This window comes from Streptomyces sp. NPDC015346, assembly GCF_043078785.1.
In the GTDB taxonomy this organism is placed as follows: domain Bacteria; phylum Actinomycetota; class Actinomycetes; order Streptomycetales; family Streptomycetaceae; genus Streptomyces.
This window is the reverse complement of the sequence record NZ_JBIBTW010000004.1, coordinates 456403-473327: the sequence shown is the minus strand read 5'-3', so window position 1 is coordinate 473327 and position 16925 is coordinate 456403. Positions and strand designations below refer to the sequence as shown.

The window sequence follows — 16925 nt, the reverse complement described above, 5'->3', positions numbered from 1 at the left end:
TCCTACTTCCTTGGACAGTTTGGAGTCCCGACAGTTTTCCCACCGGACGCCTGGTTGAACACCGTGCAGTGCTTCCATTCCCCACTTCCGACGACCGAGTAGTTGTACTCGATCCGGGTAGGAACGCCGGAACTCTCATTGTCATAGTGTGGCACGATCGACAGCGTCACGCGTTGCCCGGATTCGAGTCCTCCGCGAATGTCCTTCTCAATTGTATCTCGAAGGTAGGGTGTGTTCACGTGGCTGTACTGAGCGACGAGGTTGCGGAGATCCGTGCCGGATCCACCGCCGAGCTTTGGTATCAGGTGCCCGTTGTGCGCCCGCTGGCCCGGTTTCGAGTTGATTTCGTCGTAACCCGGGGGCCTGGGGGAGCTGTTGGTGCTAGTGCCCGGTCCAGGGTGTTTTTTCGTGGTCAGATCGCTTTGGTCCAGTAGGCCGTAGACGCCGGTTGCACGACATTCCTCCTGCTTGCTGTGGCTGTCGTAGTAGCGCTCTCGCGGCAGATAGATCTGATGCCCGTTCTTGCTCGCCCCCGGGCCGTCATCGCATTTTTTGTCGGTCCGCGTACGCCCACGGGTGCCCCCGCCAGGCTGGGGCTGGAGCCGTGGATCGAGGCCACTGATAACGTCTGGCGCGAACATGGCGATCGCGAGCAGGTCAAGCATCGCCTGTGAGGTGAAGGTGGCGGAGACGGCCGTGCCGGTCGCCCATGTCGCTGCCGTCCAGACCGCCGCGGCCGGGGGAAGCGTCGGTGCCGGGAACGGGTTGCGGCCGTTGTTGGGGTTCTGATCGATCGGGGGCTTTGGTGGCCTAATCGAGGTGGTACCACACTGGCCGTTGCAACTGTAATCGTTGCCGCCACGACCACCTGATTGCCCGCCAGAGCTTCCGTAGCCCAAGGGCGTGTCGTGATTATTGCCGCCGCTCCACTGAGGTTGTGCCGCCACGTTTTTCGACTGCGCGAGCAGCGCATCCCACGTATTCCTGGTGCCGCACCTGTCGAGGAAAATCCCGCCGCAGTCCCGCGCGCCAGCACGATCTGTATGCGGACCTAGGATGTCCTCACCGATGATCGAGATGACTTCGCATACAAGGATCCACCACCCGGCGCAGTGGCCGGAGGGATCCGTGTGATTGAGCGGGTCCGCGTTGCCAAAGAGCATGCGGTTCGCCTGAGCCGACGGGCTCGGGTCGAGCTGCCAAGTGTCCCGGGAGACGAAGGCCCCCGTGCCCGGCCGGTACCAGCGTGCGGCCATGTTGACGTCGCCCGACGAGGGGTCCGTCCACCCAGATTGATAGCCCAGTGAGCTGCCGGCACCTGCAGTCGCAGTCACCTCCCCAAACGGTGTGTACGTGGTGGAAGCCGTGACCGTCCTGCCGTCTGGAGACAGACCCGCGACGACGTCCGTGTGGCGGTCCGTGACGGCCCACTGCTTGGTCGTTCCGTTGGCCATCGCCTGCAGCGAACCGCTGGGCCCGCGGGAGTACTTGTTTGGTCCGTCGCTGGTCAAGCCGTTGGATCCACCGTCATAGGTGAGGGCGTCCTCGCCGGACTTGGCCACGCGGTCCAGTGAGTCGTACGTGAACACCGATGAGCCATCGGTGATCTTGCGCTCGAAGGCGTCGAATGTCAGTGCACGCGTGGTCCCATTCGATGTGACGGAGGACATCGTGCCGCGCGGGGTGTATCCGTACGTGGATGTGCCGTCGGACTGCAGCCGGTTGCGGGAGTCGTACGTCGAGCTGGTGCTGCCGACCTTCGTGCGATTGCTGGCGTCGTCCCACTCGTACGTCGTGCTCGTTCCGCCCTCGACCCAAGACGTCAGGCGTCCTGCTTGGTCGTAGCCGTAGGAGCTCTCGGCGGCGCCTGCCGTGCCAGTGGTGGCCTTCTTGGTCACCCGGTCGCCCAGGTCGTAGTCGTAAGTCGTCGATGCCGTCTCGGCCGACCCCGACGGGTCGGTGATCCGGTCGCTCCTCAGCCTTCCAAGAGTGTCGTAGCCGAAGGTGCGGCGCGCCGACTCGGTGTATTCGGTAGAGCCTTCGGGCTTGGTGGCGTAGCGCTCGACGGTGGGACGGCCCGCGGCATCGAAGTCGTACAAGATGTTGCTGCCGGTGATGGAGTCCCAGGTCCAGTCGGCCCGGCCGGCCGCGTCGTATCCGTAGGAGGTTGAGCCGCCCGTCGTGTCCCGCAGTGTCATGTTTCCGTCGACGTCGTACGTATAGGACGACGTGCCAGCCGGTCCGGCTGCGGACAGCAGTTGGCCGCGGTCGTTGTACGCGTATGTGTTGAGCCCGGTTGAGTCGTCGGTGCCGGCTGCGGTGAGTCGGCTCGCCAAGTCGTACTCGAACCTGCGGGCGATGGTGGGCGCCTCCGCGCCTGTGCCGGTCTCGGCAATGAGGCGGCCCAGCGCGTCGTAGGTACGTTCACGCTTGACCCCTCCGGGCAGCAGGTCGACGACGCTCTGACCCGCCGCGTCGTAGACGGTCGACCAGGTTCGGTCACCTGCCTCCGGGTGGGCGGCGGTCGCCGGTTCTATCGTCGACTCAGGCAGATTCCACGGAGTGAACGTGTAGATGGTGGAGTTGCCTCGCCCGTCCGTCAGCCGGGTTCTGTTCCCCGCTGCGTCGTAACCGAAGGTTGTGGTGAGCGACCGGGCGGCGCTGACCGGTTCGGTCTGCCGGGTCATCCGTCCCAGCGCGTCGTAGGTGTAGGTGGTGCGTGCCTGCGTCGGCGAAGTGAAGGCGGTTCGGTTTCCATCGGCGTCGTACTCCACGCTGGTGGAGCGCAGCGCCGTCGTACCCGTGCCGAAGTCCGTCGTACCGGTGATGTTGCCCAGCGGGTCGTGGAGCGTAGTGGTCCTGCGGTTGGTTGCATCCACGGTTTCGGTCTGGCGGCCGAGGCCGTCGTAGCCGAACTTTGTGACGCCGCCGAGGGGGTCGGTCATGGCGACGATCTCGCCCGCCGGGTTGTAGGTACCGGTGGTTGTCCGGCTGCCCGGCGTTGTGGAGGCGATCTGGTTGCTCGCGTCGTCCCAGCTGTAGCGCGTCGTCAGGTTCTGGGGCGAGGGGTAGCGCTCGACCGTGGTCTCGGTCAGCTTGCGGCCCAGTTCGTCGTACGTCGCCTCGTTTCTCGCGCCGGTCGGGTTGGTAACGGAAAGCTGCCGACCGGTGGGCGTCCAGGTGTAGCGGGTAAGCCCAGCGCCCGCGAGGTTGGTCTCGGCACTATTCAGCGTCGAGAACTCATTCTCCGCCAGCGTCGGCAGCGTGCCGTCACCGACGACCGGGTCGGTCTTGGTGGTGAGGTGACCGAGCTGGTCGTAGCCATAGCGGGTGGTACGGCCGAGTGGGTCCGTTGTGGCGGCGATGCGGCCGGCGGAGTCGTACTCGGTACGCGAGACAGCGGTGACCTTCGTGCCACCCGGCGGGGTGTAGTCGGGCAGTGTGACGGCGACGGGACGGCCGAGCTTGTCGACCTGGGTGCGGGTCACGGCACCGCGTGCGTCCTTGGTCTCTGTGACCTCCCCGAAGGTGTTGTAACCCGTGAGGACTGCGGGCCGGACAGTCTGTGCTGCTTCCCCCTTCTCCTCCGTCTCGACCGCTGGAGCCTGCTGCTCCACCAGCTTGCCCAAAGCGTCGTAGCGGCGGGTGGTGGTGTATGCGGCAGCATCGGCCCCGGTGACGTTTCCACGGGGGCTGACCGTGGAGATGAGCAATCCGCGGTCGTCGAAGCTCTGGGTGGTGGCCCGAGTGCTGGTGCCGTCCGTGAGCGTCGACCTCACCGGGTTGCCAGCCGTGTCGTACTCGGTGGTGGTGGTCAGCTTCTTACCGGAGGGGTCAATGGTCCTCGCCTGCGTGGTCAGACGGTCGTCGCCGTCGTATCCGTAGGTAGTGACGCGGTTCAGCCCGTTGGGGTCGAGCACGCTGCTGGTGGTGCGGCCCGTGGCGTCGACGGTGTGTGCGACCGTCGTGCGGCCGCCGCCCGTTACCTGCTGCGTCAGGTGACCCGCGCCGTTATACGTGGACGACTCCAGCACTATGTCGCGCTTGGTCCCGTCGGACTGGGTGACCTGTTTTGCGGTCGTCGTGGCGAGGAGGCCGTCGTTGAAGTAGGTGAAGGCCGTTGTGGCACCCATGGCGTCCGTCGTTGAGGCCAGACGCCCTGCGGGGTCGTACGCGTTGGATTGCAGCACGAGGACGCTGCTCTCCCCTGACGGATCGCCCTTCCAGCCGAACAATGCTGTCTCGTGGTGTTGCCCATTGGGCGTGTATCTGTAGGAGAAGAGGTTGTCGGCCTGGTCGATGGAGACGTCTACTCGGCCCAAGCCGTCGTGAGAGTAGCGGGTGCGGTTGCCCTCCGAGTCCCAGGTGTATTCGTTGAGGCCATGCGCGTCGTAGGTGTGGGTCGTGGTGCGCTTCGGGTCGGCGCCCGTGGTGTCTTCGGTCGACTCGCTGAGGAGTAGGCCGTCGGGGTCGAAGGCTCTGCTGATCTTGGCGGTGTGCGTGACGCCCGTGATCTCGTTCTTGACCGCTGCCCCGGTCTCAGTGACGACTCTGGACATGTTGTCGTAGGCGTAAGTCGTCGTTACCCCACCCGGGAAACTGTCTGACACCTGCGTCTCGGACAGCTTCCGGCCGAGTCCGTCGTACGTGAACCTCGTGACGAGACCGCCCGGAGACGTGACCTGAGCGAGATCACCGTTGGAGAAGTATGCGTAGGAGGTAGTGGCGCCTGCGGGCGTCTTCTCGGTTTCGACGAGGCCGGCCGGGGCGGTGCCGCCTCCCACCGCCGCCTCAGTGCCGGCTGTGTACGTCCTGCTCTGCGTGCGCCCGTCGGCGAGCGTCGTCGTGGTCGGTAGACCGGTGGCCGTATACGACATCGTGGTGCGATATCGATTGTCCACCGGGTTGGCGGAACGCGCGTCCCGTGCAGCGACGGGCTTGTCGTTGCGCGGATCCATGCGGTCGGCGGCGTTCAGGTAGTACTCCGTGAACGATGTCCAGCATGAGTTGGTGTCCCTGCACGTTGTACGGGAGACAGTGTTTCCGCGAGCGTCGTGGCCCGAGGTGACGGTGTGCCCGTTGGGGTCGGTCACCGTGTGGAGGAAGCCGCCACTGTCGTACCCGTAGGTGGTGACGCCGCCCTGTGGGTCGGTCTCGGAGGTGACGCGGTCGCCCCGGACAGCGTCGTAGGTCGTCGATGTCGTGTCGCCGACCGGGTTCGTGACCTTGACGGTCGCGCCGAGCGCTACGTTCGCCGATTCCGCCTTGGCCCGGTAGTGGGCCGAGACCTCCTGTTCGGTAAGGGCGTGCTGGTAGATCGCGGGTTCATCGATGGTGCCCGCGAAGTAGCGGGTGCCATTCGCCGCACCTATCCAGTCCGGGCTCGCGTAGCCTGCGCCAAGGTAGGCGTAAGCAGTTCGCTGATCCGCGCGTGCGCCACTCAGGGAGCCGACCTGGACGCCATCCAGATAGAGCGTCTGTGTACTGCCCGTCGCGGACAGCACGACGTGGTGCCATTCGTCGTCCGTGACCACTTGGGCAGAAGTAATGGGCGTTGCGCCCGTCATTCCGGACAGCGAGAACTCGCCGCGGAGTTTGCCGGTTTGGTCGATGTTGAGGATGGGACGCCAGGCAGTGGGAGTAGTTCCGAGGGCGGTGTTCTGTGCTCCGAGTAGGACGCCGGTGGGGGTACCCGTCCGGAACCACATCTCAACGGTGAGGTCGGGAGCCCCCCCGAGGAGCGTCCCGGGTATCTGCACTGACGTCTTGCCGGCGAACCGGACAGCGTTACCCCCGGAGGTACCGAAGGCGCCGGACCAGCCGACCCGCCCCGACGTCTCGTTTGCTCCGGCTGTGTCCTGGAAGGTGGCATCACCCGCATTCACGGCCACACCGCTGGAAAGCTTGGTGCCAGTTTCCTCGTCGAAACGCCAGTAGGAGGCGGGAGCGTCGCTCATGACGCTGTCCCGGTACTGGTCGGCATTGCCCTGCACGAGATTGCTGCGGGCCCTGTAGTGGCGCCCGACTGTATGACCACTGCGGAAGTGGTCCGGTGCTGCGAACACGAGGTCGCTGGTGCCTGACACGACGAACGTCACGAGCGACTTGTCGTAGAACGCGACTTCGTCGATCTGGCCGTCGAAGTTGCGCTGTCCGGCGGCCCCGCCGTCCCAGCCCGGCGCAGACCAGCCGCTTCCGATGTACATGTGGGGCATGCGCTTGAGGTCAGGGTCGAGCTGCGAGATACCCACCTGCACGCCGTCAAGGTAGAGCGCCTGCGCACCCTTGCCGGAAGTCAGCACGGCATGGTGCCACTTGTCGTCTGTGACGGTCGCGGTAGATGTCATGATCACCTCGCCGCCAACGAACTGGCCGCGCAGCTTGCCGGCCGTGTCCACGTTCAGCATCGGTCTGTAGTCGGTGGGTTGCGTTCCTAGTTCGGTGTTCTGCTGGGAGACCAGGACGCCTGGCTTGGTCGTCTTGAACCACAGTTCGATGGATGGTGAGGTCGTGGTGCCCAGCGCTTCCGCCGGTACCTTCACCGCCGATTCGGCGGTGCCGTCGAAAGTGACCGACGTGTCGTCACCGTCGGCGAAGGTTCCCGGGCTGCCCAGGTGGACACCGTCCAGGTAGGAACCGTCCATGCCGTCACCCACGGAGCTGAGCGCAGCGGCTCCGGTGCGCTCGCCGAGACGCCAGTACCCCAGTGGTCCTGAACCGATCACGGAATCCGCGTAGGACGAAGATGCGGAGGAGTAGGACGGGTCCGAGATCTTCCAGGTGCCACCGTTCTGGTCAGTGGTCTCGATGACCCGGCCCGTACCGGAGTCGTAAGTGACCTTGGCGTGGACGCGGCCCGAGGGCAGCGTGACCATGGTCATGCGAGGGGTCTGGGCGCGGGCTGCATAGTGCTCCGCGACCGTCGTCGAGTCCAGCGCATGGTGGTACAGCGCGACCTCGTCCAGCTGACCGGTCAGGCGCCTGACCCCATTTGCCGTCGCGTCCCAGGCGGGGGATGAGTAGCCGGCACCCAGATAGGCGTTGATCTTCTCGTGATGGTCGATGGGGCCGGTGAGAGAGCCGACGGCAGCGCCGTCGAGGTACATCGTCTGCGTGGTACCGGCACCTGCCATCACTACGTGGTGCCACCGGCCGTCGGTGACGGCAGTCGGGGAGACTATAGGCGTGTTCGATTTTCCGGTGATCTCGAACTGCCCGCGCAGCTTGCCTGCTGTATCGATCGCCAGCGGGCTCCAATAGTGAGGGATGCCGTCCTCCAGTTCGCCACCCTGGAATCCGACGAGCACACCGGGCTTCGTGGTCTTGAACCACAACTCCAAGGACAGGAACGTCGAGGCCTGGAGCGCGGCCTCCGGCAGCACCGTGGACGAGTCGACACCGTCGAAGCTGGCCGCGGTGTCACTGGTTCCGGCGATGGCTCCTGGTTGGCCGAGCTGCACATCGCGATGGAAGATCTCTTCAAGGCCGTTGCGGGACGGCGCCTGGCTGATGCCAGTCGGTCCTTGGGTCTCTCCCAGTCGCCAGTATGAGACCGGGTTCTGGTCAAGGACCATGCTGCGGTAGACGGAGCCGTCCTCGTAGGCATACGTCGTGCATGCTGTGGCCGAGGAAGGCGGACATACCTTGGTCAGCTGGTCGCCGCTGTACGTGTACGTCCAGGTGAGACCCGGAACCGACGGGCTGACAGCACTGGTCGTCACTGCGGTGATGTGTCCACCGGACCAGACGAAGGTGAGCGAGCGGCCGGACAGGCCGTCGGTCACGGATGTGAGAGGTCCGCCGCCGTCGTGGTCGGCGTACTCCAGAGATTGTCGACGGCCCGCGCTGTCCGTGATCGACCTCAGCAGGCTGTCGTAGCTGAAGTGGTATGCCGTACCGCTGCGCTCACGAAGTACCCAGCCGCTGAATTCACCCTCGCCGACCCGGCTGAGCGTCATCGTGCCGCCCGACGGTCCGGCATACGTCCCATCCGGGTTGACTCCGAACCGAACGCGCGATCCGTCGGCCAGAACGATCAGAACCGAATTCGTCCCCTCCTCCTCGTGCAGTTGCATGTCCCACCGGGTGGACCAGCCAGTGCCGAAGGCTGTGTCGCGCCGCGGGTCGAGCGAGTTGTAGGTGCGTTTGACCGACAGCTCCGGGCCGACAGTAGGGATAGAGGCGTCGGATGCGGCCGTGGCGTAGTTGCCCGTACGCGAAGCGAACTCGCGCCCTCCCTCACTGCCGAGGCGGCCAGTCACGGCAGGCTGGGGAACCTGGGTGGTGAAGAAAGCCGGGTACGGGCGAGCCGAGGCGGCCTGGCCGTCCCAGACGTATGTGTACCAGGCGTAGTTCTTGCCCCATGACAGCCAGCCACTAGGTACCGCCCACTGTCGGGCAGTACTGCGGGTCCCGGAGCGGCAGTTCTTGCGGGAGTCCTTGCCGCTCACCTCGCAGACCTCGAAGGTGTACTGGAGAGGGCTGCCCGGGTAATGGTCGGTGTCCCTGCCCTCCGCCCACAGGGACGGTGTCAGGGAGTTGAGCACGGCACCACTCGCCGGGGACTCGCTCGTCAGCTGCGGAGGGACATTGACGGCGGAGAACTTGACCGCGACACCGGGCACACCCTCATCGGTGAACTTGCGGACGCCGTACTCGTCCATCGTCCACTGGAGCGTGTATGTGGCCGGGGTCAGTGGGGCGATCTTTGCAGTAAGAGTGACGCTCTCACCGGGTGAGATTTCGCTGGGCATAGGCGTCCACCGGATTTTCGCGGTATCCGTGATCGCCTTGCCAGCGGAGTCGAAGAGGTTGTAGCGGAGCTTGAAGTTGCTGCCCGCTGCCCACGCCTGCTGTCCCTGGTTGGTGACGGTGACCTTCATGCTGCCCTCGGCGGTCGCGGTCACCGGGGTGACGAAGCCTCCCACCTTGTAGGTCGCGCCGTACTTCGTCCACGTCACGTCCAGGCGAGGCTTGCCGTTCGGGTAGTCGTCCGACCCGAATTGCTTCCATGCCCTCGAGTCGGACGTCGATGCCTTTACAGCGAGGCCATAGTTTTTCTTCCGCGCGTGCGTCCAGTCGTCGACCAAGCTGCGGCCGGCTGAGCCCAGTGGCATGCCTTCCCAAGCCGGTCCACACGACCAAGTCGTCGTACCCTCCGGCCGCCAGCCGTGTGCGAAGCTTTTGGAGGCCAGAGACGGGCCGGTGGCAGGGCCGGGGTAGGTCGTGGTCGTGCTCTCAGCCCAGTTCGATGTGATGGGATGGATGGTCACGGGGCGAGCACTGCAGGAGTACGACCAGGTGTTGTAAAGGTTGAGCTTGGCATCGAGAACCCACGCGTTTTTCAGAGTCGTCTCGAGACCCGCGAACCGGAGCAAGCCGGCGGCCTTGGTGCCCCCGCCGTTGTGGGTGCCGACCTTGAGGATCGTGTCACCAGAGAAGTTCTGGTCGTACGGATACTGCACGTACGTGCCCGACGTGGAACTGACTCCGGTCACGGAAGGGTCCACGCGTACAGGGAAGACACGTTCAGGGGCGTTCAGCCACTTACCGTCGAGCATGACTGTAAGAACCTGTTGGCCAGCGCTTCCGCTCAGGCGATAGCTGACGCCAGACGATATGACGCCCTCATTGGCGTTCTCCGCGCGCCGGGAGTCCTCCATCCACCCTGGAGGCATCCAGGCGTGCTGCCTGCCGGACGCGTCGTCGAAGCTGACGCCCCCGTCGATCAATCGCGCTGTGAGCCCGTCGAGCTCCAGCGGGAAGCGCCACTCTGTGGGTGCCTCCCTGTTGCGCAGGACCAAGGTCTCCTTGACGGAGGCGCCGCCGGCTATGAGTTCAAGATCCGTTGCCCTGCGGATGCCGGGGTAGGTGACCGTGCTGCCTTCCACTCTGCCCAGCGCCGGAGCGGCGCCTTCGACGGAGTAGGCAATGGATTGCTTCTCGCCGGTCTGCATGCGGACCAGCGGCCCATTGTTCCCGTACTCGGCGAAGGTGATCGGCGTTGCTGTGGAGCGGGCGCGCCACTTGCCGCCCAGGCTCATTGTCGCCGCGCCCTCGGGGCGCACAAGGGTGGTATCGATCGGCCTCCACCGGCCATTGGCCTCACGGAAGTTGACCGGCTCGTCGTAAAGCTGAGTGGTGCGCGTGCCATCAGGGTTCAGGAAGGTACGGCTTCGCTCATCACGCTCACCCGCCAGTTCTTTGCTGTGGCGACGATCAAATCCCTCGACACCTGTGCTGGCGGGCGCGGGCACCACTGTCGCCTGGCCCATGACGGGCTTCTTCGCTGCGCCCAGGTCGCCGCCGACGCTGTGGAACTCGGCAGGCAGTTCACCCGGCGCTTTCACGGGGTCGTCATGTCCCCCAGAGGCTGTGGCGTCCGTGGTGGACGGCTTCGCCTTGAAGCTGCGCCCTTCAGCGGAACTCCATGATTGTTCGGGTGCGTCGGGGCTGTTGATCCTCTGTTGAGGTGACCATTGAGTCGCCGCCGATGCACCCTGCTCCGTTCCAGTAAGGACGGCCATCAGGAACGCCGTGCCGATGACAAATGGGCGCGCTGCTGTGCGCACTTGAAGCCCCCCCGGGGTATGTGTGAGGAAGACTTCCTATCGTTCGACACAGGAAACGCACAAGGACTTCACAGTCGTGGCATGATCTATCTCACGGAACGTTGTGGTCGATTTTGTTGCTAATGGGGCAGATCGCGGGCCATCGGGGGTGGCGTTCTGCATTCCGTGAGGGACGCGGGCTTTTCGTTCACCCCGTTCGTTCACCCCGCCGTACGCGGAATGCGCTTTTCCCAGGTGCGGTGGAAGAGGACTTCCCCGCCCTCCTTGCACACGACCTCGTTCGACGTGACGAATACCTCCGCCTCGCAGGCGATTTCGGAACGTGCGTCGATCGTGACGTCCCACGCCATGTCCGGTCGGTGCAGCCGGATCGACGAGTCCGAGCGGGTGTGGGCCGACAGCGGGTCGTCCTCCGTGATCGTGTACGTCTCCAGGGTGTCCTCGGTGCACTCCAGGCCGTCCGGGTAGAGCCGCGTACCGCCCTGGCGGGGGGCGACCTCCAGGCGCCACTCGCCCTTGGCCACGTCGCGTACCACCAGCCGCTCCGGTCGGGGTTCCTCCAGCGTCGCCGGGACGCTCACGCCGAGGGGTTCGGACTGCTCCGGCTCCTGCCACACGATCCTGTCCCGCGTGGGGCCGCGGACGGGCAGGGTCAGGTGTGAGGCCGCCGGGTCGAGGGTGAAGCCCGCCGCGTCCGGCTGGGGCCAGATCCACGGCCAGTACGCGGAGGAGACCGCGAGGCGGATCCGGTGGCCGGGCGGGAAGCCGTGGCCGATGCCGTTCAGCTCGAAGGCGACCTCCTCGCCCACGCCGACCCGGGCCTTCACCACCCGGTCGCGGCCGTGCCGGGCGGAGAGGTTGAGCGCCCCACGGGTGACCAGGGTCGAGGAGCCGTCCGGGGCGACGTCGCAGAGGCGGGCGATCACCTGGCCGGTGGGGGCGCCCGCGCGCAGGAAGAGGCTCACCCGGGGCCGGCCCAGAATCTCGACGGGCGGGCCGCCCTCGGGGACCACGAAGTCGAAGCAGGCCGAGTGGGCGTCCTCGGCGCGCTGGTCGGGCGGCAGGTCGGCGTCGTCGCCGAGGGGGACGAAGCGCCCGGCGTCCAGGCCGGTCCGCTGCGGGGAGCGGACCAGGACCGGCTCCCCCTGGAAGGCGTACGTCACCGGCGTGACGTGCGGGGACGGCCAGGCGGGGTCGGCGACCCAGCGCCCCGGGAGCTCGTCGTACGTGGTGGCGGGCGGGTGCGACGCGCTGATCCAGGAGCGCAGCAGCGGGACCGCCATGACGTCGTTGTCGGCGCCCTTGAGGTGGTGGTCCCACCAGCGCAGCGTCTCCTGGAGGAAGCCGATCGCCGGTCCTGGCGGCAGGCCCCGGTCGGGGTACTGGTGGCACCAGGGGCCGATGATGCCGCGGACGCGGTCCTGGGGGAGGTGCTCGACCAGCCGGAGCACGGTGTCCCGGTACGGGTCGTGCCAGCCGCCGACCGCGAGGACGGCCGCCTCGATCGCGCCGTGGTCCTCGCGGACGCTGCCGTGCTTCCAGTAGTCGTCGCGGGTCTGGTGGGCGAGCCAGGTGTGGAGGAGGGGCTCGACCGCCTCCAGGCGCTCCAGCCACATCTCGCGCCACACCTCGCCGACGTACCGCGGGTCGGGCGGGCGGGAGACCAGGGCGAGCAGGGTCGCGGCCCAGGTGTGCGTGCCCGCGGCGAGGACGGAGCCGCCCATGCGGTGGACGTCGTCGTCGTAGCGGTCGTCGGTCGAGCAGACGGCGACGACCGCCTTCAGCGGCTCGGGGGCGAGCGCGGCGATCCGGAGCGCGTCGCGGCCGCCCCAGGAGATCCCGAACATGCCGACCTTGCCGCTGCACCAGTCCCGCGCGGCGAGCCAGTTCACCACCGCCACGCCGTCGGCCAGCTCGGTCGCGTCGTACTCGTCGCCCGGCAGGCCCTCGCTGTTGCCGTACCCGCGCACGTCAACACGTACGGAGGCGTAGCCGTGCCCGGCGTACCAGGGGTGGCGCTGCCAGTCGCGGGGCGCGGTCCGGTCGGTGAGGCGGTGGGGCAGGTACTCCAGGAGGGCGGGGACGGGCGCCTCGGTGACCGGCCGCCAGATCCGGGCGTACAGCCGTGTACCGTCCGCCATCGGGATGCGTACGTCGTCGTGCACGGTCTCGTACGGGAACTCGGTACGGATCTTCATGGTGCGGACACCTCCTCGGGACGCCCTGAGCGGGCCCTGAGCGGGGGAAGCCCTCGATCACTGTTCGTGACAAAAGCCGCATTCCTGGTTGTATGAGCTGATCACGAACATACCGGCGGTGGCGGGAAGGCGCCCATGGTGATCGAAACGCGACCGGATACGCTGACTTGAGTGAATCGAGCGACACATCGACAATCCGTGTGATCGCCGGCAGTACCAGCAGGCGTGACAGCAGGCGTGAGACCAGGCGTTAGACCAGGCGTCAGCAGACAGGAGACCCCCTCGTGACCGTCGTCGGGCCGTTCGGTCTTAGCGTGCGGGACCAGGCTCTGGAGGCCGATGTCCAGACCGGGTTGGCGGCCGTGGAGGCAGGGCTCCTCGACGCCACCAAGAGCGAGATCCCGTTCATCACGGAGGCCGCGCAGCATCTCGTCCTGGCCGGCGGGAAGCGTTTCCGGCCGCTGCTCGTGATGCTCGCCGCCCAGTTCGGCGACCCCCACGCGCCGGGTGTCGTGCCCTCGGCCGTCGTCGTCGAGCTGACCCACCTGGCCACGCTCTACCACGACGACGTCATGGACGAGGCGGACGTGCGGCGCGGTGTCCCGAGCGCGAACACCCGCTGGGGCAACTCCATCGCCGTCCTCACGGGTGACTTCCTCTTCGCCCGCGCCTCGCACACGCTCGCGGATCTCGGACCCGAGGCCGTACGGATCCAGTCCGAGGCGTTCGAACGCCTGGTGACCGGCCAGATCCTGGAGACGGCGGGACCGCAGGGCGACCGCGACCCGGTCGACCACTACCTCGACGTCCTCGGCGGCAAGACCGGCTCGCTCGTCGCCGTCTCCTGCCGCTTCGGCGCGATGATGTCCGGCGCCGACGAGAGCGTCGTCGACATCCTCACCCAGTACGGCGAGCGGCTCGGCGTCGCCTTCCAGCTCGCCGACGACGTCCTCGACATCGCCTCCGACTCCCACGAGTCCGGCAAGACCCCGGGCACCGACCTCCGCGAGGGCATCCCCACCCTCCCCGTCCTCCACCTGCGGGCCGCCGCGGCCGCCCACGGGCGCCCGGAGGACGTGGAGCTGGTCGAGCTGATCGACGGCGGCCTCGCCGACGACGCCCGGCACGCGGAGGCCCTGCGGCGGCTCCGGGTCCACCCGGCCCTGGAGCAGGCCCGCCGCGACACCGTGCGCTACGCCGAGGAGGCGCGGGCGATGCTGGCGCCGCTGCCCGAGGGGTACGCGAAGGCGGCCCTGGAGGAGCTGTGCGACGCGGTGGTCCACCGCGCGGGCTAGATCCACCGCGCGGGCCAGGGCTTCTCAGGGTTCCGTCATCCCGTAGCAGTACGCCAGGTTGAGCCCGGAGTCTGACGACTCCGTACCGCCGTTTTGGTCAGATGGAGTCATCGACCACGGAGGTAGGACAACCATGGCACCGAACGACAGCACGGTCGGCACGGACGGCGCGGGCGCACCCGACGGCGCGGGCACCACGCGGACGGCGGTCCGGCGCAGGGCGAGCCGCTACGTCGTCCCGGTCGCGGTGGCCGGAGTGGCCGCCGCGACGATCGGGCTCGTCCCGGCCCTTGCGGCGTCCGGCGACCCGGAGCTTCCGGAGATCACCGCGCAGCAGCTCATCGAGAAGATCGCCGCGTCGGACACGCAGACGCTCTCCGGCACGTTCAAGATCACCACCGACCTCGGCCTGCCGTCCTTCGCGGGCCTGATCCCGTCCGCCGCGTCGGGCTCGTCCTCGGCCGACCCGCAGGACAGGCTGACCCAGCTCGCCTCGGGCACGCACACGCTGCGCGTGGCCGCCGACGGCCCGGACCGGCAGAAGCTGACGATCGTGGACGGCTCGGACGAGTACAGCCTGATCCACAACGGCGACGACGTGTGGGCGTACGACAGCAAGTCCAACGAGGCGTTCCACGAGAAGACCGAAGGCGCGAAGGGGGAGGCCCCCGAGAAGGAGCTCCCCAGCACCCCGAAGCAGCTGGCGGACGAGATCCTGAAGGCCGCGGGCGACACCACGTCGATCACCGTGGGCGGGACGGCGAAGATCGCCGGCCGGGACGCGTACCAGCTGGTGATCAAGCCCAAGCAGAGCGGCTCGACGGTCGAGTCCGTGAAGGTCGCGGTGGACGCCCGGAACGGCACCCCGCTGAAGTTCACCCTCACCTCCGTCGAGGGCGGCAAGCCGGTCGTCGACGCGGGCTTCACGAAGATCGACTTCGGCCGGCCGGCGGCGTCGACGTTCGACTTCGAGGCGCCGAAGGGCGCGAAGGTGACGGAGGGCGCCTCCGCCGAGCACGAGGAGGAGCTCAAGGGCCTGGAGAAGGGGTTCGAGGAGTTCACCGGCTCCAAGGGCGGCCTCAACGTCATCGGCGAGGGCTGGACGACGATCGCGAAGCTGGACACCGGCGCCCCGGCGCCGAAGACCGACGAGGCCCCGGCGGAGGTCAAGGGCTTCCTCGACTCGCTCGGCGACAGGGTCACCGGGAAGTTCGGCTCGGGCACCGTCTTCAAGACGAAGCTCGTCAACGCCCTGATGACGGACGACGGCAAGGTCTACGTCGGCGCGGTCACGAAGGACGCCCTGGTGGACGCGGCGAACGCCGGCAAGTAGGCGGCTTCCGTACGGGAGTTCCGTACGGAAGCTTCCGTACGGTCGTACGGGAGTGGGTGCCCGGGTGGGTCGGGGCTGATGTCACCGACCCACCCGGGAGTTCTTTTTCGGCCGTTCTACGGGATCAGAACGTGAGCTTGAAGCTGTTGATGTAGCCGGTGTCCTGGGCGGCCTTGTCCTGGGCCCGGAGCTTCCAGGCGCCGTTGGCGACCTCGGTGGAGGCGTTGACCGTGTAGGTGGCGATCACGTTGTCGGCCGAGTCGGAGGACGAGAACGGCTTCAGGTTGTAGACCGAGCCGTCCGGGGCGACCAGGTCGACGACCAGGTCTCCGCGCCAGGTGTGGACGATGTTCACGTCCACCTTGAGGGTGGCGGGGGCGTTGCCGGTGACACCGGTGACGTCGACCGTGGAGGTCACCGCGGCGCCGTTGTCCGGGATGGACACGTCGGCGGTGTTCTCGAAGACCTTGCCGGGCGGCGGGGTCGTACCGGCCGACAGGGTCCAGATCGCGTGGGCGACGGCGTCGCTGTTGCGGTCCAGGGCGGTGTCGTTGATGTTCGCGGTCGTGTCGCAGGAGGAGTGGTAGCAGCGGTCGAAGGCCGTGGCCGTGCCGCCCCACTTCTGGACCTGCGCACTGGTCTTCACCCGGCTGGCGCCGGTGAAGAGACCGCCGACGGGGATGCCGACGTTCTTGAACGAGGCGTGGTCGGAGCGGCCGTCGCCCTCGGTCTCGATCTCGGTGGGCACGCCGATGCCGGCGAAGTAGCTCTTGAAGGTCTGCTCGATCGTGGGGTCGTCGTCGTAGACGAAGTAGCCGGGGTTCGGCGACCCGATCATGTCGAAGTTGAGATAGCCGGAGAGCTTCGCCCGCTCGGTGGTGGGCAGTTGGGCGACGTAGTGCTTCGACCCGACGAGTCCGAGCTCCTCGGCGCCCCACCACCCGAAGCGCAGGTGCTTGGTGGGCTGGAGGCCGGCCCGGGAGACGGCGAGCGCGGTCTCCAGGACGGCCGCCGAGCCGGAGCCGTTGTCGTTGATGCCGGCGCCGGAGGAGACCGAGTCGAGGTGCGCGCCGGCCATGAGGACCTGGTTCGGGTCGCCGCCGGGCCAGTCGGCTATCAGGTTGTAGCCGGTGGTGCCGTTGTACGTGAACTGCTGGACGGTGGTGGTGAATCCGGCCGCGTCCAGCTTGGCCTTCACGAAGTCGACGGACGCCTTGTAGCCGGTACGGCCGTGGGCGCGGTTGCCGCCGTTGGCGTTGGCTATCGCCTGGAGATCCGTCAAGTGCTGCTTGACGTTGGCGAGCGGGATGTCGGGCGCGGCGGCGACGAAGGCCGGCGCCGCCGGGGCGGCTTGTGGCTGCGCTGTGGCGGCGGTGGGCGCGACACCGGCCAGCAGTCCGGCGAGTGCCAGACCGGCGGCCGCGGTGGCGCGTCTGGGTACGGAGAGTTTCATGTGGGGGCTCCGAATTCCGAACTGGGGATGGGACGGAACGTGCGAGACGCCCCGGGGCGTGGGTGCCACGAGGCG

Annotated in this window: 5 protein-coding genes; 2 read left to right on the top strand and 3 right to left on the bottom strand. The window is 67.2% G+C overall.

Annotated elements, in window-relative coordinates; translation table 11 throughout:
- Positions 1-2: 2 nt before the first annotated feature.
- Together ACF06X_RS17305 and ACF06X_RS17300 are read right to left on the bottom strand one after the other, a co-directional pair.
- The gene (locus ACF06X_RS17305) at positions 3-10526 is read right to left on the bottom strand and encodes a LamG-like jellyroll fold domain-containing protein (RefSeq protein WP_392288431.1); all 10524 of its coding nucleotides are present in this window, start codon (positions 10524-10526) and stop codon (positions 3-5) included.
- Positions 10527-10771: 245 nt separating this feature from the next.
- A complete protein-coding gene (locus tag ACF06X_RS17300) occupies positions 10772-12769 on the bottom strand; it encodes a CocE/NonD family hydrolase (RefSeq protein ID WP_392288098.1) in 1998 nt (665 codons plus the stop codon).
- A gap of 284 nt (positions 12770-13053) precedes the next feature.
- On the opposite strand from ACF06X_RS17300, the gene ACF06X_RS17295 reads away from it, so the two are divergent.
- The gene (locus ACF06X_RS17295) at positions 13054-14064 is read left to right on the top strand and encodes a polyprenyl synthetase family protein (RefSeq protein WP_392288097.1); all 1011 of its coding nucleotides are present in this window, start codon (positions 13054-13056) and stop codon (positions 14062-14064) included.
- Positions 14065-14197: 133 nt separating this feature from the next.
- Positions 14198-15397 (top strand): outer membrane lipoprotein carrier protein LolA, encoded by a 1200-nt coding sequence (locus ACF06X_RS17290; RefSeq protein ID WP_392288096.1) that lies wholly within the window; start codon positions 14198-14200, stop codon positions 15395-15397.
- A gap of 124 nt (positions 15398-15521) precedes the next feature.
- Here the strand turns inward: ACF06X_RS17290 and ACF06X_RS17285 are convergent, their stop codons facing one another.
- The gene (locus ACF06X_RS17285) at positions 15522-16850 is read right to left on the bottom strand and encodes a M28 family peptidase (protein ID WP_392288095.1); all 1329 of its coding nucleotides are present in this window, start codon (positions 16848-16850) and stop codon (positions 15522-15524) included.
- Between the last annotated feature and the right edge of the window lie 75 nt (positions 16851-16925).

What these genes read in the sequence shown, in the direction of transcription:
- ACF06X_RS17305 (WP_392288431.1), bottom strand. Translation starts at nt 10,526, where the DNA reads ATGGCCGTCCTTACTGGAACGGAGCAGGGTGCATCGGCGGCGACTCAA.
- ACF06X_RS17300 (WP_392288098.1), bottom strand. Translation starts at nt 12,769, where the DNA reads ATGAAGATCCGTACCGAGTTCCCGTACGAGACCGTGCACGACGACGTA.
- ACF06X_RS17290 (WP_392288096.1), top strand. Translation starts at nt 14,198, where the DNA reads ATGGCACCGAACGACAGCACGGTCGGCACGGACGGCGCGGGCGCACCC.
- ACF06X_RS17285 (WP_392288095.1), bottom strand. Translation starts at nt 16,850, where the DNA reads ATGAAACTCTCCGTACCCAGACGCGCCACCGCGGCCGCCGGTCTGGCA.